The sequence below is a fragment of the Rhizobium cauense genome (assembly GCF_019511525.1).
GTDB classification, from domain to species: Bacteria; Pseudomonadota; Alphaproteobacteria; order Rhizobiales; family Rhizobiaceae; genus Rhizobium; species Rhizobium cauense.
Window position 1 is genome coordinate 146,569 of the sequence record NZ_JAEUAT010000014.1, and the last position, 20,992, is coordinate 167,560.

Below are 20,992 nucleotides of genomic sequence, written 5' to 3' on the forward strand. Positions count from 1 at the left end.
ATTCGCGAATCGCGACAAGAATCTCCGGATTTGCAGCTTCGACAAAGTTGGCCGCGGCCAACTCTGATTTGGGCCCTTGCGAAGTTGGCCGGGCTGCGCCAGAACCGGACGAAGCTGATCAAGGAAATGTCATGCCCCATATTCACGTCATCGGAATAGGAACCGGAAATCCCGAACATATGACGATCCAGGCAATCAACGCAATGAATCGCGCGGACGTCATTTTCATTCCGATCAAAGGCGACGAAAAAGAGGGACTTGCGGCCGTCCGCCGCGAGATTTGTAGCCGGTACCTCACAAACGGCAAGACCGCCGTCGTTGAATTTGCTGTGCCGAAGCGGGCCACCGCCGACAGGACCTATGTCGAAAGTGTTGATCAATGGCATGCCACGATTGCTTCCACCTATGTCACCCTGATCGCGGACCTTCCAGAAGATGGCACAGGCGCCTTTCTGGTATGGGGTGACCCCAGCCTCTATGACAGCACCATCCGCATTCTTGATCGCGCCCGCAAGGCGAGCCATCTCCCCTTCGAGTTCAGTGTCATCCCCGGCATTACCAGCGTCCAGGCGCTTGCCGCGAGCCACCGCATTCCGATCAATCTCGTTGGAAAGCCTATTGAAATTACGACAGGCAGGCGACTAGCAGAGCGAGGTAATCAAGCCGAGAGCACGGTTGTCATGCTCGATGGAGAGCTTGCATTCTCAAAGATTGACGACCCCGATGCAGAGATCTTCTGGGGCGCCTATCTCGGAACAGCCGATGAAATAACCCGCTGCGGTCGACTGGCAGATGTCGCCGACGAGATTATCAAGACACGAGAGGAGGCGCGTGCGCGCCACGGATGGATCATGGATATCTACTTGCTGCGCAAGGGCCATGACTTCGACGATCTTTGATCTCGATCAACGTTTTGCGCTGATTGCCCCGATCATGTAAGGACGTGAGCGAAAGGGAGCTGCTGGCGATGGCACTTGGCGAGAAGACCTCATTCGACAGCTGGAATGAGCCACCCTCCTCCGGAATGCGTCGCGGTGCATGTCCAACGCTCGTGGCGCCGATGCAAACCGGTGACGGACTGCTTGCGCGACTCAGACCGGATGGCGGTATCCTTTCGGCAAAGCAGTTCATTCAGTTGACTGACGCAGCACAGCGTCACGGAAACGGCATAGTTGAAGTCACCTCGCGTGGCAGCCTGCAGATTCGCGGCCTTCGAACCGAAACGTTCAAAGGTCTCGCAGCTGATCTTGCTGCGGCCGGTATCTCGGTGCCATCAGGGCCGTCCATCGAGCTGTCGCCGCTGCATGGTCTCTGTGCGAACGAGATCGGTGATCCTGCCGAAGTCGAAGCACTGCTGCGCGCCAATTTCGCAGCCGAGCTCCTTTCCCCGAACCTGGCACCAAAGCTTTCAATCCTCATCGATGGCGGAGGTATCTGCGGGATTGACGAAGTCAGTGGCGATATAAGGGTCACCGCCATTGACCACGGCGTCTGGCAAGTCGCAATCAATGGCAACCGACAAAGCGCACAGACGCTTGCGACGGGATGCGCTACCGTCGCTGTCGCAGCAGTGGGTCGTCTGCTTCACCTCCTGCTATCGCTCGGTCGGCATACTCGTTGCCGCGCAATCGAGCAGGAGAGTCTACTCTCTGCTTTCCCACTGATGGATATGGTCAAAAAGACGAAGGCATCTGGCGATCGAGATCCACCGGTCGGCACGCTTGCCCTGAAAAATGGCTCGGTCGCTCTTTGCCTCAGGCTACGTTTCGGTCAGATCCGCGCAAAGGAGCTTGTCCCTTTCCTCCGCTTTGCGAACGATCTGGGGGCAACCGAAGTCAGGCCCGGGCCTGGCCGAGCGTTCTTTCTCGTCGGTCTGACGCCCCAATCGGCGCTGGCGCTTTCCAAGATCGCGCCTGAGTATGGGCTGTCGGCAGATCAAGATGATCCTTCAATGCATATTGCAGCGTGTGCCGGCGCCGGCGCCTGCGCGTCCGCACACTATCATACCAAAACTCGCGCCGAGCGAACGGTCGAAACGGCCCCGGAACTTCTGGATGGCTCAATGGTCGTGCACTTCTCCGGCTGCGCCAAGGGTTGCGCCCATCCGCACCGTGGCCTTTCGATCGTCGGCGCTCTTGACGGCTATCAACTCATCCTGGACGGACAAGCGCGGGATATTCCTGACGCACAGATTGCTGGCGGCGACATCGATTCCGCTATAGAGAGGCTCGCTCGCCTCGTCAAAAACGAGAGACAAGCGGGCGAATCGGCTGCAGCCTGTCTTAGACGGGTCGGCAAAGCCGACATCATAAAGGCGCTGCGACAAGGATAGAAATGCCCGAGTACGAATACATTCACAGCGGGGACGCCATTTACGAGCGATCCTTTGCGATCATACGCAACGAAGCCGATCTTTCGCGGTTTTCGGCCGAAGAGGCAGATATTGCAGTGCGCATGATCCATGCGTGCGGTCTGGTCGAAGCCGCGGAGCATTTCGTATTCTCGCCCGGTTTTGTTAGCGCTGCGCGCGCAGCCTTGCACGACGGGGCACCGATCTTCTGTGACGCCGAAATGGTTGCTCACGGCGTGACACGGACCCGCCTGCCCGCGCATAACGACGTCCTTTGCACGCTTCATGATGCGCGCACGGCAGACCTTGCCAGACAAACCACCAACACGCGCTCAGCGGCAGCGCTTCACCTGTGGCTCGATCGGCTTGCCGGCAGCGTTGTCGCCATCGGCAATGCGCCAACGGCGCTCTTCCATCTGCTCGAATTACTGCGGGACGGCGCGCCGAAGCCTGCGGCCATCATCGGCATGCCGGTCGGTTTCGTTGGTGCAGCGGAATCGAAGGACGCACTGGCAGAAAACTCTTATGGCGTGCCGTTTGCGATTGTACGTGGTCGTCTCGGTGGTAGTGCGATGACCGCGGCTGCGGTGAATGCTCTGGCGAGGCCCGGGCTATGAGCAGTCCTGGCCGTCTCATCGGCGTCGGCACAGGCCCCGGCGACCCGGAACTTTTGACCGTCAAAGCTGTCAAAGCGATCGAAACAGCAGATGTTGTCGCGTATTTTGCCAAGCGGGGCAGGGCAGGCAACGGCAGGGCGATCGTTGCCCACCTCCTAAACGACGAGAAGACGCTGCTTCCACTCTACTATCCGGTAACGACCGAGATCGAAAAAGCGGATGCTGCCTATCGCACCCAGATCACCGCCTTTTACGATCAATCGGCCGACGCGGTCGCCGACCATCTGGAGAGCGGCCGCACCGTTGCCGTTCTGAGCGAAGGGGACCCGTTGTTCTATGGGTCCTACATGCACCTGCATGTGCGATTGGCGACGCGCTATTCGACTGAAGTGATCCCCGGCATCAGTGCCATGTCCGGATGTTGGTCGCTCGCCGGTATTCCGATTGTGCAGGGCGATGACGTCCTTTCCGTACTGCCTGGTACGATGGCGGAGGGTGAGCTCGAAAGACGACTGTCAGATACGCAAGCCGCGGTGATTATGAAGGTTGGGCGCAACCTTGCGAAGATCCGCCGCGCCCTTCAGGCATCGGGCCGCCTTGCCGAAGCGGTCTATGTAGAGCGGGGCACGATGGCCAATGGTGCGATGACCAAGCTTACTGATCGACCTGGAGACGACGCGCCGTACTTTTCACTCATTCTCGTACCCGGGTGGGAGGCTCGCCGATGACCGGCAAGCTCTTCGTGATTGGAACGGGCCCAGGCAATCCGGACCAGATGACGCCGGAAGCCCGCACTGCGGTTTCAGAGGCAACGGAGTTCTATGGGTATGGACCCTACCTCGATCGGCTCGAACTGAGGGTCGATCAACGTCGACTGGCTTCTGACAACCGCGAAGAACTTGATCGCGCGTCGACGGCGCTACGGGCTGCGGCGAGCGGTGCGACAGTGTGTGTCGTGTCCGGTGGAGATCCCGGCGTCTTTGCAATGGCAGCAGCTGTTTGCGAGGCAATCGACAACGGTCCTGAGGAATGGCGTGCGGTTGACCTGACCGTGCTGCCGGGGATTACCGCGATGCTGGCCGTGGCCGCTCGCGTCGGCGCACCACTTGGACACGATTTTTGCACCATATCTCTGTCTGACAACCTAAAACCTTGGAATATAATAGAAAACCGCCTCTTGTGCGCGGCCAGGGCAGGTTTCGTCATCGCGCTTTACAACCCGATTAGCAAGGCGAGACCCTGGCAATTGGGAACCGCATTTGACTTGTTGCGATCAGAGCTTCCTTTTGCCACGCCGGTCATTTTCGGCAGGGCGGCCGGGCGTCCCGACGAGCGTATCACGGTTCAGCAGCTCGGCGAGGCAGACGCGGCGATTGCGGACATGGCGACCTGCGTAATCATTGGTTCATCTGAGACGAAGATCATCGCCCGGGACACCTTGTCCGACCTCGTCTATACGCCGCGGTTCATCTCAGGAGGAAACAGGTGATCGATCGCCGCCAGCATTGCCTCGATCGTGGGGACCGTATGCAAGGCGGCCGCTTGTGCGCGAGCAATCATGATCACCTCGATACCGAGCCGGCGCGCCGCCTCGATCTTCGCATAAGTCGCAAAACCACCGCTGTTCTTGGTTACCACGGCGTCGATACGGTGAGTGCGAAGCAGCGACGTTTCACTATCGACATTGTAGGGACCGCGATCAAGAATGAGGCGAACGTCGGGGAGGGCGAGCGGCGGCTCGACAGGTTCGACACTTCGCACGAGATAGAAATGCTGAGGGGCGGCTTCGGCACGATGGGCCCCCAGACGACCAATCGCCAGGAAGGCTCTGCGTGGAGACACGCCAAGCCTCTCGATTGCTTCGGGAACCGTCTCGACATCGGTCCAACAATCGCCCGGCTCAGGCGCCCACTGAGGTCTGCGCAATGCGAGCCCCGGAATCCCGACCGCATAGGAAGCTTCGCTGGCGTTCCTGGAAATACGCTCCGCGAAGGGGTGAGTTGCGTCGATCAGAAGGTTGAAGCTACCTTCCTTCAAGAAAGCGGCCAACCTTTCCGCGCCGCCAAAACCACCGCTACGCGTAGGGACCGGCTGTCCGGACGGTTGCTGCGTTCGGCCGGCAAGCGACAAAAGGACATCGAAGCGTTGAAGATCAGCAAGCCGCTGCGCCAGGACACGGGCCTCACCTGTCCCCCCCAACATCAGGATACGGATTTTGTCCATGTCTGATATGCCTTCCGCTTCAAGCCGTCGCTGGCTGACTATTATCGGGATAGGTGAAGATGGTCCAGAAGGACTAGGCGACGAAGCAAAGCGACTGATTGCAGCTGCACCTGTTGTCTTCGGCGGTAAACGGCACCATGAGTTGGCTGCGGCACTCATCACGGGTGAAACGCGATCATGGGAAAGCCCACTGGAGAATTCACTCGACGCTATTGTTGCGCTCCGTGGCACGCCGGTGGTTATCCTGGGTTCAGGCGATCCGTTCCTCTATGGTATTGGAGCGACCCTTTCCCGAAAGATTGGCGTGGAGGAAACTTTAGTCATACCCGCGCCATCCTCGTTCAGTCTCGCTGCTTCACGCCTCGGATGGCCGTTGCAGGAGATTACCACCATATCGCTCCACGGCCGGCCCCTGGATCTGATCCGACCACATTTGCATCACGGCCGGCGGATTATTGCGTTGACCTCCGACGCCAGCACCCCACAGCAGCTTGCGGAGCTTCTGCAGGCCTTTGGGTTTGGTCGGTCGCGGCTGCATATCCTCGAAGCGCTGGGCGGCAAGCGGGAACGCCTGCGCCATAGTCAAGCCGATGAATTCGATCTTACCGATATCGACCCCCTGAACGTCTGCGCCATTGATGTCGTGGCAGGGGAGGGGGCAAGGATACTTGCATTCACACCGGGTCTCGATGATGCGCTTTTTGAGAATGATGGTCAGATCACCAAGCGCGAAGTCCGTGCAGTGACGCTTTCAGCATTGAGCCCTCGCTATGGCGAACTGCTTTTTGACATTGGCGCCGGCTCCGGCTCAATTGGCATCGAATGGATGCTTGCCGACCCTTCCTTACGCGCAATCGCCATAGAGAGATCGAGCGAGCGGGCGGCAAGGATTGCCAGGAATGCAGTCGCCTTCGGCGTCCCGGGACTTGCTGTCATCGAGAGACAAGCCCCCGAAGCGCTCGCAAATCTTCCTGAACCGGATGCGATCTTCGTCGGTGGCGGCGGCAGCGAACCAGGGCTAATCCCCACGGCGATTGGGGCCCTGAAGCGAGGAGGGCGCCTTGTGGCGAATGCCGTAACGCTCGAGATGGAGGCGCTACTGCTCTCGCTTTACCGTCAACACGGCGGCACGCTGACACGAATTGAGATCGCGCGCGCAGCGCCGATCGGGGGTATGAGCGGGTGGCGATCGGCAATGCCTGTTGTGCAATGGTGCTGGATAAAGAAGTGAGACGAAATAGATGACAACGGTGCATTTCATCGGAGCAGGACCGGGTGCTGCTGACCTGATTACAGTGCGCGGAAGCAAGTTGATCGAAAGCTCCTCGGTGTGCCTGTATGCGGGCTCGATCGTTTCGCCGGACCTGTTGCAATACTGCCCGCCAGGCGCGCGAATCGTCGATACCGCGCCGATGTCGTTGGACGAGATCGAGGCAGAATATTTGCGCGCGGCAGCCGCCGGTGATGATGTCGCGCGATTGCACTCAGGCGACCTATCCGTCTGGAGTGCGGTTGCCGAACAGATCCGGCGGCTTGAAAAGCATGGTATCAATTATACGATGACGCCAGGCGTGCCTGCCTTTGCGGCAGCTGCGGCGGCCCTCGGGCGGGAGCTGACCATTCCGGCTGTTGCGCAGAGCCTGGTGCTGACGCGCGTTTCGGGCCGCGCGTCGCCGATGCCGAACGGCGAGACGCTGGCAAGGTTCGGCGCTACCGGCTCGACGTTGGCCATCCATCTGGCCATCCATGCGCTAGCGCAGGTCGTGGCCGAATTGACACCTCTTTACGGCGCAGACTGCCCGGTTGCCATCGTCGCCAAGGCATCCTGGCCGGAAGAGCTGATCGTCCGGGGCACGCTTGGCGACATTGAGGAAAAGCTTTCAGCCGCGCCCATTGAACGCACGGCGATCATCTTCGTCGGATCGTCGCTCGCAGCCACCGATTTTCGCGAGAGCTCCTTGTACGACGCGGCCTATCAGCGTCGTTTCCGTGGCCGCGAGTAGGGGAGGGGCGCGCGCGCCCCTGACACTGTGCCCGAGCGGTGGCGCGGCCAGCCGCGGCACCCTTTTCAACACCAAGGCTCTGATGGCCGACGGCCGAACCCAGTTATCGGCGAGCTATGCTGCCATAGCTTCGATCGCCAGCTGCTCAGCTATTTGCCATCACGGATAGGCCGTTGCTCCATCGGGTTTGCGGGTGATCTTCCGTTCCCAGTGGATGTAATCTTCCGTCTGCAATGCCTTCTCGTCGATCTCCAGGCCCCAGCCAGGCCGATCCGGGCGAAGCTCCATATGACCATCGACCGGCATGTAGGGGTCAGCGGCCCAGGGCGCATGCGCATGCGGCTTGAATTCGAGCACCTTGAAGTTCGGCTGGGCGGCACAGAAATGGATATTGACCGCCGTCGCCAGCGGCCCCATTGGATTGTGCGGCGCAACCGTCACATAATGTGCTTCGGCGATGGCGGCGATCCGACGCATTTCAGTGACCCCGCCAACGACACAGATGTCAGGTTGGATGATGTCTGCGCCCCGCGCCGAAAGAAGCGACAGGAACTCGAAGCGGGAGTAGAGGGATTCCCCGGTCGCCAACGGAACGGTCACCTTCGATTTCAGTTCGGCCCAAGCGGGGATATGCTCGGGCCGGATCGGTTCCTCGTAGAAAAGTGGATCGTTCGGAGCGATGGCTGCGGCAAGCTGGACCGCCTGGTAGGGCTCGAAGATCTTGGCGTGTGCATCAAAGGCATACTCGAAATGCGACGGCGTAATTTCGCGGATCTTGCCGAACCAGTCGCCGGTTTCCCTGACAAGCTCACCCCAGCGTCCGGCATGCAGATCGCGCCGGTATGGGCTGAGCTTGAAAGCGGTGTAGCCGTACTTTTCGTTGAGTTCGAGCGACTGGTCGCGGGCCGCTTCCGGATCCGGCGCGGTATAGACGCCGCAGTAGACCTTTACCCGGTCGCGCACATTGCCGCCGAGCAGCATGTAAACCGGCAGACCGGCGGCTTTGCCGGCGATGTCCCATAGTGCGTGATCGATCGCCGAGATGGCGGCAAGGCCAAGCGCTCCAGGCGGGAAGCGGCATTGCTGGTTGAGCTTCAACACCAGGAACTCCACGCGCCGCGGATCCTCGCCCTCGATCTGAGGGAAGAGATAGTCGAAGAGCGGTGGCAGCGCCCAGTCCGGGCCGTGATTGTAACACTCACCCCAGCCGGCAATCCCTTCGCTGGTCTCGATTTTCAAAAGCAGGCGCGGGCGATCGTCAACACGCTGCATGTAGGTTTTGAAGCCAGTGATATGCATAAAACTATTCCTTAGGCCGCGCGGCTCTTTTCGGCGACATTGTCGACGATTGCGCGCAGATCGGCGCGCTCGGTTTCCGTCAGGCTTTCGACGCCGGGAACGCGCACCGGGCCGACATCGGTTCCGAGCATGCCAAGCGCCTCCTTCACGACAGTGACGTTGGCACCGTTCAGATACTTGGTGCGCAGAGCCTCGAAACCGGCAATGTCATCGATGAGGGCGCGGGCAGCGGCGTAATCGCCCTTTTCCAGTGCTTGATGGATGGCATGCGAACGGGTCGGGAAGACGTTGACCAACCCGGAGGTAAAGCCGCGTGCACCCATAGCGTAGAAGGCAGGCGCCCAACCTTCGGCAAGGCCACAGACCCAGATCGCCGGCGCGTCCTTCGTCGCGCGGATCACCTCTGCAAGAAGCATGAGATTTCCCGAGGCAAACTTGATACCAGCGATGTTCGGGTGAAGAGCGAGCTTTCGAAAATCGGCAACCGAAAAGGTGTCGCTTCGCACATAGGCTATGACGGGAACCGTGCTAGCGTCCGCGAGCTCCAGAAAATACTTGGCCTGGAAACTCGGGCCTGCGAAAGGATCCATCGGGTGGTGTCCCATGATGGCATCGGCACCCTCTGCGATTGCGTCGCGGGCAAGCGCCTTTGCTTCCGTCAACGAACGACCGACCGCGGCGCTGACGAGCGACTTGCCATTGGCAGCCTTGATGGTTGCGGCATGGACTGCGCGCACTTCGTCCATGGTCAGCGTAAAGAATTCACCGGTGTTGCCAGCCGCCATCAGATTGTGAACCCGCGCATTGGCGAGGCGGGTGATAAGAGCCGAAAGCTTTGCAGTGTCGACGCTCCCATCCGCTGCATAAGGGGTAACGGGCACGCCCGATATGCCCGTCAGGGCTTTGCGGATTTTCTCCATTGCCTCGGTCACGTCAAATATCCTCTTTCTTCTTGAACACGATGTTGAGGTAAGTCTCGCCGGAACGGACGACATGGTCGCGCATCACGCGTTCGGCCTTATCGCTGTCATTCGATATGATGGCGGCTGCAATTGCAGCGTGCTCGGCCAAAGCCCTGCCGCGCTCGAGCGGATCGGAATGGATAACGCGACGGATGCTGCCGTCGTAAAATTGCTGTCGCTCGATCATGCGCGAGAGATATTGGCAGCGCGAGGCGATGTGGATTTGCTCGTGGAACGTCTCGTTCAACGAAATGAGATCGTCGGCGACGCCGTCTTCGGTCGCTTTGCCCATCATCGCGACGATTTCTTCCAGCCTCTGGATTTCCTGTCTTTCGATGCGCTTGGCGGCCAGATGCGCGATCATCGATTCCAGCGCGGCGCGTGCCAGGATCATCTCCTCGGCCCAACTCGCATTGAAGCGGATCAGCACGCCGCGACGCGGAAGCGTCTCCACCAAGCCCTCCGTCTCGAGCTGGCGTAGCGCCTCCTTGATAGGGGTGGTGCTGACGCCCAACTGCTCGGCAAGCTGTCGCTCGTTGACACGCTCGTCAGGGGCAAAGCGGCCAGAAAGGATGGCCGTCCTCAAGGTTTTGTGCACGTGATCGCGAAGCGTGCTCAGGAACCGCGGGTCGATCTTCTCGATGCGGTCTGCGCCAGGCTCTTTCGACGCCTCTTTTTGCATGTCCCGAAATTCCCCCGTTGACGACAAAATCGTTTTGTGAGATCTGATATACCAGATTTCAGATCGATGTCGATATGAAAAATTCGCGCTTGAGGCGAGGTCCGGCGCGCTCGGGAGGAGATACGACGATGAAAAGACGCAGTTTTCTGATGGCATCAGCCATCATGGCATCTACCTTTGCCATGCCGATTGCGGTCGAGGCGGCGACGCCCAAGGATCAGCTGGTAATTGCAACCAACATGTCTTCGATGCGTGGGCTTGATCCGAATGAGCTTAGCCAGCTGGAGTCGGCCGAAATTGTCGCGAACCTGTACGAGCGACTGATCGTCCTTTCCGCTGACGACATTACCAAGCCGCAGCCAGGGATCGCCGAGAGCTGGACGGTATCGGACGATGGCAAGACTTTCACCTTCAAGATCAGGTCCGGCGTTACCTTCCATTCGGGAAACCCGCTGACTGCGAAGGACGTCGAATGGTCGCTGCGCCGGCTGGTCAAGCTCGGGCTGGCACCTTCCGTCGATCTTCGCCAGTGGGGCATCACCGACAAGAATGTCGACGACCTGATCAAGGCGACGGAAGATGCAACCTTGGTGCTTCAGACACCCGAAGTCTGGAACCCTAATCTCATCCTTTTTTCGCTTGCGAGTTTTTCGACGTCGATCCTCGACAGCGAGCTTCTCGCCAAGAACGAGAAGAACGGTGACATGGGTCGCGAATTCCTGCAGACAAATGACGCGGGCTCGGGCCCGTATTCGCTTAGAACCTGGCGCGTCAACGACCTTTTGATTTCCGACGCCTTCAAGGACTACTGGCAAGGTGCTCCGAAGATGCGCCGTGTCATCCTGCGCCATATGCCGGAGTCCTCCGGTCAGAGACTGCAGCTTGAAGCCGGCGATGTCGATGTCGCAACGCGTCTTTCCTCCACAGACCTCGCTGCGATCGAGGCGGGCGGCAAGGCGGAAATCCAGAAGACTCCGGGCTTTGGTTTCTACTACCTGGCGCTCAACCAGAAGGACGAAATTCTATCCAATCCGAAGGTTCGCGAAGCCTTCCGATACCTCATCGATTATGACGGTCTCGCCAGCACAGTAATGAAATACTACGGTATCAAGCAGCAGACGATCATTCCGGGCGGCCTACCGGGTGCCATGAGCAACAATCCCTACAAGCTCGACGTCGACAAGGCCAAACAGCTCCTGGCAGAGGCTGGCTATCCGAACGGCTTTTCCAAGGTTTACTACGCTACACCGGTCACGCCGGAGTATGAAGTGGCGCAGTCGTTGCAGGCCAATGCAGCCAAGGCTGGCATCAAACTTGACCTTCAGGGCGGCGACCACATCGGCAAATTCCGCAACCGCGAGTTCGAGATCTTCTCAGCACGCACCGGCGAGCGGCTACCGGATCCCCATGCCGTCTTGGCGTCCTACGCAACGAACCCGAACAATGCTGACGACGCAAAGCTTTCGGGCCTCATCGCCTGGCGATCGGCATGGGAGGTTCCAAAGGACATTCAGGACATGGTGATAGCGGCCGCGCATGAGACCGATCAGCAAAAACGCGCTGACCTCTATGCGAAAATCAATAAGGCCTACCTGGAAGCATCGCCAGCGCTCATCACCTCGTTCCAGCGCACGGACGCAAAGGCGGTGCGCAAGGAAATCAAGGGCTATGTCGGCCATTCGACCTGGCTGACGCGTTGGGACACTGTCTCGAAGGGTGAGTAGGCCCTTCTGATCGAGGAGAAGAACGTGAGTATCTCACAGACATCGCCAACCGCGTCGGGAGGCGCCAAGGCAGCCCTTGGTGCCCTGCGCAAGGTGACGGCATCTTTTGCCGTCATCCTTACGACGCTGCTCGGCCTGCTCGTGATTACCTTCGTCGTTGGTAGAATGGTACCGGCCGACCCGGTGATCGCCGTGATCGGAGATCAGGCCGACCACGAGACCTATGAACGCGTCTACAAGGAAATGGGGCTCGATCAGCCGCTTTACATGCAGTTTGCGACTTATCTTGGCAATGTCGCACACCTCGATTTCGGCCAATCGCATGTCACGAAGAACCCGGTTGCAAGCGATCTTGCCCGCGTCTTCCCCGCAACGCTTGAACTTGCGACGCTGGCGACAATCATCGGCGCCGGCTTCGGCATTCCGCTTGGCATCATTTCCGCAGTCAGGAAGGGTACATGGGTCGATCATCTCGCCCGCATTGTGGGTCTACTTGGCCATTCGACACCGATTTTCTGGTTAGGCACGATCGTCATCCTCGTCTTCTATGCCAAGTTCGGGCTTATTCCAGGAAGCGGCCGCCTCGATGTCTATAACGAGGGTCTGGTCGAAGGGCCGACCAATTCTATCCTCGTCGATGCGATCCTTGCTGGCGAATGGGATGTCTTCTGGGACGCCTTGCTGCATGTCGCGGCTCCCGCGCTGATCCTCGGCTATGCCGCTATGGCCTATCTCAGCCGCATGAGCCGTAGCTTTATGCTGGAGCAGTTGCGCCAGGAATATGTGCTGACGGCCAAGGCCAAGGGTCTCGGCCAAAGCGCGATCATCTGGCGTCATGCCTTCCGCAATATCCGCGTACAGCTGTTGACGATCGTTGCCCTTGCCTATTGCGGATTGCTTGACGGCACGGTTCTGATCGAGACCGTTTTCGCGTGGCCCGGGCTTGGACAGTATCTAACCTCGGCCCTGTTCTTCGCCGACATGAATGCCGTGCTTGGGAGCGTACTGCTCATCGGCATCATCTCCATTGCCATCAATCTTCTGTCGGATCTGACCTATCGGTTCCTTGATCCGCGCACCCGGTGACATCATGGCGACACGTTATTTCAATGATCTCCACAATTGGCTGATCAACGAGGAATTCTCCTCGATGCGCCAGGCGCGTCTTCACAAGGCCTATGTCCTGTGGCTGAACCTGATCGCCAATCCGTTGGCCTTCGCTGGCTTCCTGGTCGTCGTCGCTTTGGTTCTGGTTGCGATCTTTGCGCCGCTTCTCGCCAACCATGATCCTATTCTCCAGGACCTGACCATGGCGCTGAAGCCCCCGTCGCCGGCTAACTGGTTCGGCACCGACGAATTCGGCCGCGACGTCTATTCTCGCCTCGTATACGGTGCCCGCACGACGCTCTATATCAGCGTTCTGGTGACTGTCATTGTAGCCCCGATTGGCTTCGCCATCGGAGCCACAGCCGGCTATCTCGGCGGCTGGGTAGACGTTGTGCTGATGCGCATCACCGATATCTTCCTGTCCTTCCCGAGCCTCGTTCTCGCGCTTGCCTTCTCCGCAGCCCTTGGCCCGGGGATCGAGAATGCCGTCATTGCGATCGCGCTAACGGTCTGGCCGCCGATCGCACGCCTGGCGCGCGCCGAAACGTTGACCTTCCGTGCCGCCGACTTCGTTGTTGCTGCAGAGCTGCAGGGGGCGGGAATGGGGCGCATCCTTTTTCGCCACATCGTTCCGCTTTGTGCGCCCTCGATCATCATCCGCCTGACACTTAACATGTCGAGTGTGATCCTGACGGCAGCCGGCCTCGGTTTCCTTGGTCTCGGTGCGCAGCCACCAATGCCCGAATGGGGTGCGATGGCCGCATCTGGTCGCCAATACCTTCTGGATGCCTGGTGGCTGACGACAGTACCCGGCATTGCCATTCTTCTGGTCAGTCTCGCCTTCAATCTGCTTGGCGACGGACTGCGCGACATTATGGATCCTCGCAATGCCTGAGCAATCAAATCCGATCCTCTCGGTCAAGAACATGTCAGTGCAGTTTCCGACGCTGTCAGGTGTCGTGAGCGCGGTGAAAAATCTCTCATTCGAAGTGGGCCGCGAAAAGGTTGGCATCATCGGCGAATCCGGATCTGGCAAGAGCACGACGGGGCGCGCAATCATGCGCCTGCAGCCAGCCACTGCCCGCGTTGTCGCCGATGAGATGCGCTTCGAAGATGTCGATCTCCTGGCCGCCAGCGAGACCGAGATGCGCGCGATCCGCGGACGCCGGATCTCGATGATCCTGCAGGATCCGAAATACTCGCTGAACCCCGTCATGACGGTCGGCGAGCAGATCGCCGAAACCGTCATCCTCCATGAACGGCTTGGAAAGAAGGCCGCACGTGAGCGCACGCTTGCGATGCTGGAGCGCGTCAATATCCGTGATCCACAGCGGGTCTTCAATCTCTACCCGCACGAGGTGTCAGGCGGCATGGGTCAACGCATCATGATCTCGATGATGCTGATCTCCTCGCCCTCACTGATCATTGCCGATGAGCCGACCTCGGCGCTTGACGTGACGGTGCGCCAGCAGGTGTTGTCGATCCTTGACGACCTGATCAGTGAGCGCAATATCGGGCTGGTCTTTATCTCGCACGATCTCAATCTGGTGAAGAGCTTCTGTGATCGGGTCATCATCATGTATGCGGGCAGGATCGTCGAGACCATCGAAGCTTCGAGGCTCGACGAAGCAACGCACCCCTACACGCGAGGTCTGCTGGAGGCGCTGCCAAGCCTTGATCATCCGCGGGATCGGCTGGAAGTTTTGAAACGTCAGGCAAGCTGGGCGGAGGCGTGACATGTCCATCATATCGGTCAATGATCTAGCCGTGTCGTTCGGCAGCGGTAGCGATTTCAAGCAAGTGGTCAAAAGCGTCGCCTTTAATGTCGAACCGGGGGAGACCTTTGGTCTTGTCGGTGAAAGCGGCTGCGGAAAGTCGACTGTTCTCGGCGCGCTCGCTGGTCGCATAAAGGGCTGGAGCGGTTCGGTGTCGATAGACGGCGAAACGGTAGGGCCGAAACGGTCCCGCTCCCAGCTTGCCAAGCAACAGATGGTGTTTCAGGATCCATTCGGGTCGTTACATCCCCGTCACACGATCGGTCGAACGCTCCTCGAACCCTTGGAAATCCACGGCCTTGACCAAAGGCAAGAGCGTGTCGAGCAAGTGCTCCGCGACGTTGGTCTGCCACCAGCGTTTCGACACCGTTTTCCGCATCAGCTCTCTGGCGGCCAGCGCCAGCGCGTCGCAATCGCCCGGGCCCTGATTCTCAAGCCACGCATCTTGCTCCTCGACGAACCGACCTCGGCGCTGGACGTTTCGATCCAGGCCGAAATTCTCAATCTCCTGAAAGACCTACGGGTGAGGGAGAAGCTCACCTATGTTCTCGTCAGCCATGACATGGCGGTCATCGCCCACCTGTGCAATCGCGTCGCCGTGATGCAGGATGGCGTGTTTGTCGAGGTGGCAAGCCGCGAGCAACTTCTGAGCGGAAGTGTTGAACATCCCTACACAAGCACCCTGCTGGACGGCAGCAGGGGATATGTTTCCACCCGCAAGTTGGCGAGCTGAGGCACTACTCCAGACTAGCCGTGGCAGAACCTGGCCGCTGCAGGCACCGACTGTTACACAGTCGATGCCTGCCGACCAATCTTGGCGATCTGAATGACGTTCAAGCCGCGGTCAGATGGAGAATTAGATAACAAGGCAGCCATTTCTGCTCCGCTCCCGCCTGCCACCGAATTGACGCGAACGTCATCCGGGTGACTAATGAGGCCAGTTCATCGAACCGCCACGACTGGAGGACGCGATGCTGCTCAAGGGTGAACGGACATTCGTCGTACGCGACATGGGAGGTTTCGTTGTACATCTCAACATGCCGGGTTGGCTGAAACCGAGACCGACCGATCATGGCCATGGCGCGCTGGCGATGGTCGTCGAGTCCATACTCGTTCCAGGGCGTGCGGTTGCGCTGCATGAGCATCGGAACGACGAGATCATTTCGTGGGTGCCGAACGGCGTCATGCGTCACAATGACAGGACCACGGGAAAGCTGGTTACCGACAAAGACCATCTGATGGTGATGAACGCCGGGCGCAGCTTCTGGCATTCCGAAGAGACGTTGCCATCAGATCCGCCTCTAAGGATGCTGCAAATCATAGTAAGACCGTATGCGCTCGATCTCGAGCCGAGAATACAGTTCGGCAAACTTTCATCGGCTGTTCGAAACAACTGGCGGCACTTGTTCGGCCCCGAAGGGGGAGAGGCTTTGTTCGAAGTGCGCAATGCCATTGACGCCTTCGATATCAAGCTCAGTGCAGGCGCGCGGGTCAGGTTCCCACTCTTGGAAGGTCGCGACGTCTACTTTTACGTATTCAGCGGCGCCGCTGTTGTCGAGGGCCAGACTTTCATGGAAGGAGAGCAGGGACTATCAGTCTTGCATGGACCTCTGGTCGCCGAGGCGAGTGAAGAAAGTGTGATCGTCGCATTTCTGATCGATCCGAACGCTCCCGTGACACGAGCAGGGACCGTGGGTGACCACAGAAAGATCCCGTCCGCCCTCACTATCCGCCTCTACCTGAAATGGAGGAAGCTCCGAGCAAGTTGGAAGCGTCGCCCTGCAACCATTTTGGCTTCGGCGGTTCTCCCTTAAGAAAAAGACAGATCCGGTGACGCGATTCAAACCTGATCATCGCAAACCAAGCTCGCAGCGGCAGGTGTGGAACGAGGCTCGCGTTAAAGTCGCACGATAGCGGCAAGCGTAGAAAACCATGGCTCGTTGCGTTAGCCCCATGACTCTTCACGCTCTAAAGTCATTCTTGCTCCGTCGCCGCCACCTCACTCCTCCCTGAATGCCTTCATCATCTGGTCCGTGAATGGTTTGAGGATGTACGACATTGCGGTTCGTTCTTCGGTCTGGACGAAGACCTCGACGGGCATTCCGGGGATGAGCTTGTTGTCCTTGAGGAGGTCCTTGTCGGCGAGTGATAGGGATGCGAGGTAGTAGGGCTGTCCGGTTGCGCGGTCCTGCGTGGTTGCGGCGGCGACGACCTCGACCTTGCCGTGGAGTTCGGGCGTGGTGCGCTGGTTAAAGGCGGTGAAGCGCATGCGGGCCGGCTGGCCGGGAGCGACGCGGTCGATGTCGACGGGGGGAATGCGGACCTCGACGATGAGGTCGCCGCTCTTTGGCACGACCGACATGACGGTGGCGCCTGAGGTGATGATGCCGCCGATGGTGTGGACCTGCAGGTCATAGACGAAGCCGTCGACGGGGGCGCGCACCTCCATGCGGGTGAGACGGTCGCGGGCGGCGATCTCGCGCTCGTTGAGCTCGGCGATCTTGGCCACCAGGCTGACGATCTCGGTCTGCGCCTCCTTGCGGGTGGTCTGGTCGATGGAGATCAGCTTCATGTTGAGCTCGCTGATCTCGCCCTCGGCCTCGGCGACGCGGGCGATGAGCTCGCCGCGGCTGCCTTCGATGCGGGCCCGCTGGCGCAACAGGTCGCGCTTCTGCGAGATCGGCACCAGCTTGTTGGCCAGCAGCTTCTCGGTCTTGGCAAGCTCCTGCTCGACGATCTCGGCCTCGCTGTCGTTGGAGCGGCTCTGCGCCTCGAAGCCGCGCACCTGCTCATCGAGCTGGACGATCTGCAGCCGCAGCTGCTCCTTCTGGTTGGCGACCATGCGGCGGTTTTCCTCAAACAGCTTGGTCTCGCCCGCCACCACCGAAGAGGCAAGGTCGAGCGCCTCGAAGCCGACGCCGTCGGCCGCATCACGCTCGGCCACCAGCCTGGCATGGGCGGCAGTCAGCTGCTGCAGCTGCGCCTTGACGATCGACAGCTCGACGCGGGTCTGGGTGTCGTCGAGGACGAGAAGGACGTCGCCTTTCTTCACGGCGGTGCCGTTGTCGACACGGATCTCCGCAATGATGCCGCCGTCACGGTGCTGGATGGTCTTGACCTGCTCGGAGACGGTCACCTGGCCATGGGTGATGACGGCGCCCGACAGCTTCGCCTGGGCTGCCCAGCCGCCGACGCCGAAGACCAGCGTACCGGCCAGGATCGAGGAGACGACGATGCGCGAGGTGATGCCGAACTGCCGGGCGTTGTGTCGAGCCTTGTCCGTGTCGCCCTTGATCTTGTCACTGCGCTTGTCGTTGGTGGTGGTGATCATTGCCGTGTTCCCCTGAAGTCTTGTGGCCGTGTCCGTGTCGTCGTGGTCTGCTGTCGCTGTCTTGCTGGCGTGGTCTTTCTGGCATTGCCGGGAGGGGCCGGAAGGCCTCCCCGGGGAGAGGCCGGAAGGCCTCCCCTGGGTGTCGTCAGGCCTGTCCCATCGGATGGCTGTCGATCGTCACCTGGCTCGGATCGATGGCGGCCAGGATGAAGTCCTGCGCGGTCAGCTCGTGATGGCCGCGCAACAGGATCTGCAGGTCATCGTCATGCTCGAGGTCGACGACGGTGCGCACCACGGTGCGGGTGTCGTCGCCGAAGGCCTCGTAGTAGAAGGTGATCGAGCCGATCTGCGGCGTGTCGCCATCCATCTGCAGGCCGGCGAAGGTGAGCGTGCCGTACTGGCCAAGCGCGGAAAGATCGAGCCGGTCGCCGACGCCGAAGTCGACGATCTCGTCACAGCCGCTGCCATCATTCTGCAAACTGACGACCGACTGGAAGACGAAGACATCGGACCCTTCGCCGCCGACCAACACGTTGACCGTGGCCGAGGCGACGAGGATGTCGTCGCCGGAGCCGCCATTGGCATTCTCGACATCGAGGAGATCGTCATCGCCGATCTCAGCGCCCGAGGCCACGCCAGCCTCGAGGTCGATGACGACGCCGAGCACGGTGGCGGATGCGTCATAGCAGTCGTTGCCGCTGCTGCCGTAAATCCGGTCGTTGCCGTCGTCATTGTCGTTGCCGTCAGTGCGCGCGAGCACGATGAAGACGTCGTCGCCGCTGCCACCGTCGAGCCGGTCGTCGCCGTCGCCTCCGATCAGGTGGTCGTCGCCACTGCGACCGGCCACCTGATCGTCGCCACCCCCGCCATAAAGAATGTCGGTGCCGCTGCCGCCGGAGAAGCGGTCGTCGCCCCACCCGCCATGGATCGTCTCGAAGCCGCGGATCGTGTCGCGACCGATCTCCTCGCCCTCGGCATAGTCAGCCTCGATGTCGGCAATCACCGCCTGGACCAGCGCCGACAGGTCGAGCGTGTCGCAGCCGTCACCGCCGTCATAGACGTCGTTACCGTCATGGCTGGCAGCATCCAGTCCACTGCTGCTGTCGGTAGCGGGTGCTGGTGCGGCCAGCACGACGACGACATCGTCGCCAGCGCCGCCCGAGACCGTGTCGTCGCCGGCCCCGCCGGTCAGCTGGTTGTCGCAGCCGTCGCCGCTGATCGTGTCGTCATGGGCGCTGCCGATGACGTTCTCGATCTCGGACAGGCTGTCGCTGCCGATATCGGTGCCTGTGGCGGTACCGGCTGCAAGGTCGACATTGACGGCTGCCGTCGCATCGCCGGCGTCATAGGTGTCGCAGCCCTCGCCGCCGACGTAAGTGTCGTTGCCGTCGGAGGTGGAGGTTGATATGTCGGTGGAGGCGACCGCCTGGAACTCCTCGGCAAGCAGGCCAACCTTGAAGGTGTCGTCGCCTTCCTCGCCGAGCGCCACGTCCGTGCCGAGCCCGCCGGTCAGCACGTCATCGCCCTCGCTGCCTTTCAAGAGGTCGTCGCCGGCCCCGCCTTTCACCTGGTCGTCACCGGCGCCGCCGGTCAGCTGGTTGTCGTTGACGTCGCCGCAGATCGTGTCGTCATGGGCGCTGCCGATGACGTTCTCGATCTCGGACAGGCTGTCACTGCCGATGTCGGTGCCGGTGGCAGTACCGGCGGCAAGGTCGACATTGACGGCTGCCGTCGCACCGCCAGCGTCATAGGTGTCGCAGCCCGCGCCGCCGACATAGGTGTCGTTGCCGTCGGAGGTGGGAGTGGACGTCGACGTGCCCGTGGCGGCTGCCGCTTCCTGGCGCAGGTCCTCGGCAAGCAGCCCGACCCGGAAGCTGTCGTCACCGGCGCCGCCGAGCGCCACGTCCTTGCCGAGCCCACCCGTCAGCACGTCATTGCCGTCGCCGCCTTCCAGCAGGTCGTCGCCGGCCTCGCCGGAGAGCTGATCGTTGCCGGCATCCCCCATCAGGTGATCGTTGCCGGCACCGCCGAACAGCCGGTCGTTGCCGGCCTCGCCGATCAGGCTGTCATTGCCCTCGTCGCCGAAGAGATCGTCGTCACCATCGCCGCCGAACAGCACGTCGTTGCCGGCACCGCCAAACAGCCGGTCATTGCCGGCCTCGCCATAGATCAGGTCATGGCCGTCGCCGCCGAAGACGGTATCGTTGCCGGCACCGGCAAACACCACGTCGCGGCCCTCGCGGGCATAGACGAAGTCGTCGCCGGCCTTCAGCGAGATGATGTCGTCCTCGGGCGTGCCAAGCAGCCGGTCGTCGCCGTCGGTGCCGGTAATCTCGTGCGGCGGCGCCTTGACGAGCGACATCGTCGACTGCGTGACGATGCTGCCCTTGCCGTCGCTCACCTGGTAGGTGAAGGTCACAGGGCCGCTCACCCCGCGCGCCGGCGTATAGAGCCAGACGCCGTCGCCATAGGCGGTGATCTCGCCGCTCGAGGCCCGCAGGTTGCGCACGCTCAGCTGATCGCCGTCCGGATCGGACGTCTTGGCCAGGAGATCGTCGAGGAAGATCAGCGTCGACAGGTTGACCATGCCGTTGGCCAGAACATTGCGGCCAAGCGACACCGGCAGCCGGTTGGCGCGGGTCTCGTCGTCATCGTCATCACCACCGCCGCCCTGTTGACCAGGGCCGCCACGGCTTCCCGTCGCAGCCTCGGTCTGCCTGCCATCATCTCCTCCACCATGACCGCCGCCACCGCCATGTCCGCCGCCGCCCTGACGGGCCCGGCCGGTCTCAGGAAAGCGGAAGCTCTCGCCATTGATGCCGACGCGGCCCTCATTGTCATTGGCGTTGAAGGCCCGCAGCACGGTGTCGGCAAGGTTCGGGTTGCGCGGCAGCGGCATGTCCTCGAAGCTCAGCCGCA

At 60.6% G+C, this 20,992-nt stretch carries 19 protein-coding genes; 13 read left to right on the plus strand and 6 right to left on the minus strand.

Annotated features, from left to right (window positions below; translation table 11 throughout):
* Positions 1-131: 131 nt before the first annotated feature.
* The 5 genes from cobF (at position 132) to JNB88_RS23505 (ending at position 4,456) form a co-directional block, all read left to right on the plus strand.
* On the plus strand, positions 132-899 hold the full coding sequence (gene cobF, locus JNB88_RS23485; RefSeq protein WP_220357516.1) for a precorrin-6A synthase (deacetylating): 768 nt from the start codon (positions 132-134) through the stop codon (positions 897-899).
* A 68-nt stretch (positions 900-967) separates the two neighbouring features.
* Positions 968-2,332, plus strand: coding sequence for a precorrin-3B synthase (cobG, locus tag JNB88_RS23490; RefSeq protein WP_220357537.1), 1,365 nt, complete (start codon positions 968-970; stop codon positions 2,330-2,332).
* A 2-nt stretch (positions 2,333-2,334) separates the two neighbouring features.
* The gene (locus JNB88_RS23495) at positions 2,335-2,967 is read left to right on the plus strand and encodes a precorrin-8X methylmutase (RefSeq protein WP_220357517.1); all 633 of its coding nucleotides are present in this window, start codon (positions 2,335-2,337) and stop codon (positions 2,965-2,967) included.
* Entirely contained in the window at positions 2,964-3,695 is a 732-nt protein-coding gene (locus JNB88_RS23500; protein WP_220357518.1) for a precorrin-2 C(20)-methyltransferase, read from the plus strand. The genes JNB88_RS23495 and JNB88_RS23500 overlap by 4 nt, the downstream gene beginning before the upstream one ends.
* Complete coding sequence (locus JNB88_RS23505; RefSeq protein ID WP_220357519.1) at positions 3,692-4,456, plus strand: precorrin-3B C(17)-methyltransferase; 765 nt, start codon at positions 3,692-3,694, stop codon at positions 4,454-4,456. Before JNB88_RS23500 ends, JNB88_RS23505 begins: the two co-directional genes overlap by 4 nt.
* On the opposite strand, the gene JNB88_RS23510 is transcribed toward JNB88_RS23505, so the two are convergent.
* The gene (locus JNB88_RS23510; RefSeq protein WP_220357520.1) at positions 4,420-5,190 is read right to left on the minus strand and encodes a cobalt-precorrin-6A reductase; all 771 of its coding nucleotides are present in this window, start codon (positions 5,188-5,190) and stop codon (positions 4,420-4,422) included. The genes JNB88_RS23505 and JNB88_RS23510 overlap by 37 nt on opposite strands.
* On the opposite strand from JNB88_RS23510, the gene cbiE reads away from it, so the two are divergent.
* Positions 5,189-6,421: a precorrin-6y C5,15-methyltransferase (decarboxylating) subunit CbiE gene (gene cbiE, locus JNB88_RS23515; RefSeq protein WP_220357521.1), complete on the plus strand. Its 1,233-nt coding sequence runs from the start codon at positions 5,189-5,191 to the stop codon at positions 6,419-6,421. The genes JNB88_RS23510 and cbiE overlap by 2 nt on opposite strands.
* A 10-nt stretch (positions 6,422-6,431) precedes the next feature.
* Positions 6,432-7,193, plus strand: coding sequence for a precorrin-4 C(11)-methyltransferase (gene cobM, locus JNB88_RS23520; RefSeq protein ID WP_220357522.1), 762 nt, complete (start codon positions 6,432-6,434; stop codon positions 7,191-7,193).
* Positions 7,194-7,352: 159 nt separating this feature from the next.
* Here cobM and JNB88_RS23525 read toward each other — a convergent pair whose 3' ends face one another.
* The 3 genes from JNB88_RS23525 to JNB88_RS23535 are packed head-to-tail and all read right to left on the minus strand — an operon-like array spanning position 7,353 to position 10,136.
* Positions 7,353-8,492, minus strand: coding sequence for a mandelate racemase/muconate lactonizing enzyme family protein (locus JNB88_RS23525; protein WP_220357523.1), 1,140 nt, complete (start codon positions 8,490-8,492; stop codon positions 7,353-7,355).
* Between the two features lie 11 nt (positions 8,493-8,503).
* The gene (locus JNB88_RS23530; RefSeq protein ID WP_037135566.1) at positions 8,504-9,412 is read right to left on the minus strand and encodes a dihydrodipicolinate synthase family protein; all 909 of its coding nucleotides are present in this window, start codon (positions 9,410-9,412) and stop codon (positions 8,504-8,506) included.
* Between the two features lie 13 nt (positions 9,413-9,425).
* The gene (locus JNB88_RS23535) at positions 9,426-10,136 is read right to left on the minus strand and encodes a GntR family transcriptional regulator (RefSeq protein ID WP_037135341.1); all 711 of its coding nucleotides are present in this window, start codon (positions 10,134-10,136) and stop codon (positions 9,426-9,428) included.
* A 128-nt stretch (positions 10,137-10,264) separates the two neighbouring features.
* Between JNB88_RS23535 and JNB88_RS23540 the strand changes: the two genes are divergently transcribed.
* From JNB88_RS23540 to JNB88_RS23565, 6 genes are all read left to right on the plus strand, one after another.
* Positions 10,265-11,860 carry an ABC transporter substrate-binding protein gene (locus tag JNB88_RS23540; protein ID WP_220357524.1) on the plus strand — a complete coding sequence of 532 codons (1,596 nt, stop codon included), beginning with the start codon at positions 10,265-10,267 and terminating at the stop codon, positions 11,858-11,860.
* Between the two features lie 24 nt (positions 11,861-11,884).
* On the plus strand, positions 11,885-12,946 hold the full coding sequence (locus JNB88_RS23545) for an ABC transporter permease subunit (protein WP_037135339.1): 1,062 nt from the start codon (positions 11,885-11,887) through the stop codon (positions 12,944-12,946).
* 4 nt (positions 12,947-12,950) lie between these two features.
* The gene (locus JNB88_RS23550; protein WP_220357525.1) at positions 12,951-13,862 is read left to right on the plus strand and encodes an ABC transporter permease; all 912 of its coding nucleotides are present in this window, start codon (positions 12,951-12,953) and stop codon (positions 13,860-13,862) included.
* On the plus strand, positions 13,855-14,703 hold the full coding sequence (locus tag JNB88_RS23555; RefSeq protein WP_220357526.1) for an ABC transporter ATP-binding protein: 849 nt from the start codon (positions 13,855-13,857) through the stop codon (positions 14,701-14,703). Before JNB88_RS23550 ends, JNB88_RS23555 begins: the two co-directional genes overlap by 8 nt.
* 1 nt (position 14,704) lies before the next feature.
* Positions 14,705-15,475, plus strand: a complete 771-nt coding sequence (locus JNB88_RS23560; RefSeq protein ID WP_220357527.1) for an ABC transporter ATP-binding protein — start codon at positions 14,705-14,707, stop codon at positions 15,473-15,475.
* Between the two features lie 238 nt (positions 15,476-15,713).
* A complete protein-coding gene (locus JNB88_RS23565; protein WP_220357528.1) occupies positions 15,714-16,556 on the plus strand; it encodes a pirin family protein in 843 nt (280 codons plus the stop codon).
* A 185-nt stretch (positions 16,557-16,741) separates the two neighbouring features.
* Here the strand turns inward: JNB88_RS23565 and JNB88_RS23570 are convergent, their stop codons facing one another.
* Complete coding sequence (locus JNB88_RS23570; RefSeq protein WP_220357529.1) at positions 16,742-18,073, minus strand: HlyD family type I secretion periplasmic adaptor subunit; 1,332 nt, start codon at positions 18,071-18,073, stop codon at positions 16,742-16,744.
* A 145-nt stretch (positions 18,074-18,218) separates the two neighbouring features.
* On the minus strand, positions 18,219-20,992 hold a 2,774-nt coding region (locus tag JNB88_RS34300), incomplete at its 5' end, for a cadherin-like domain-containing protein (protein ID WP_220357530.1).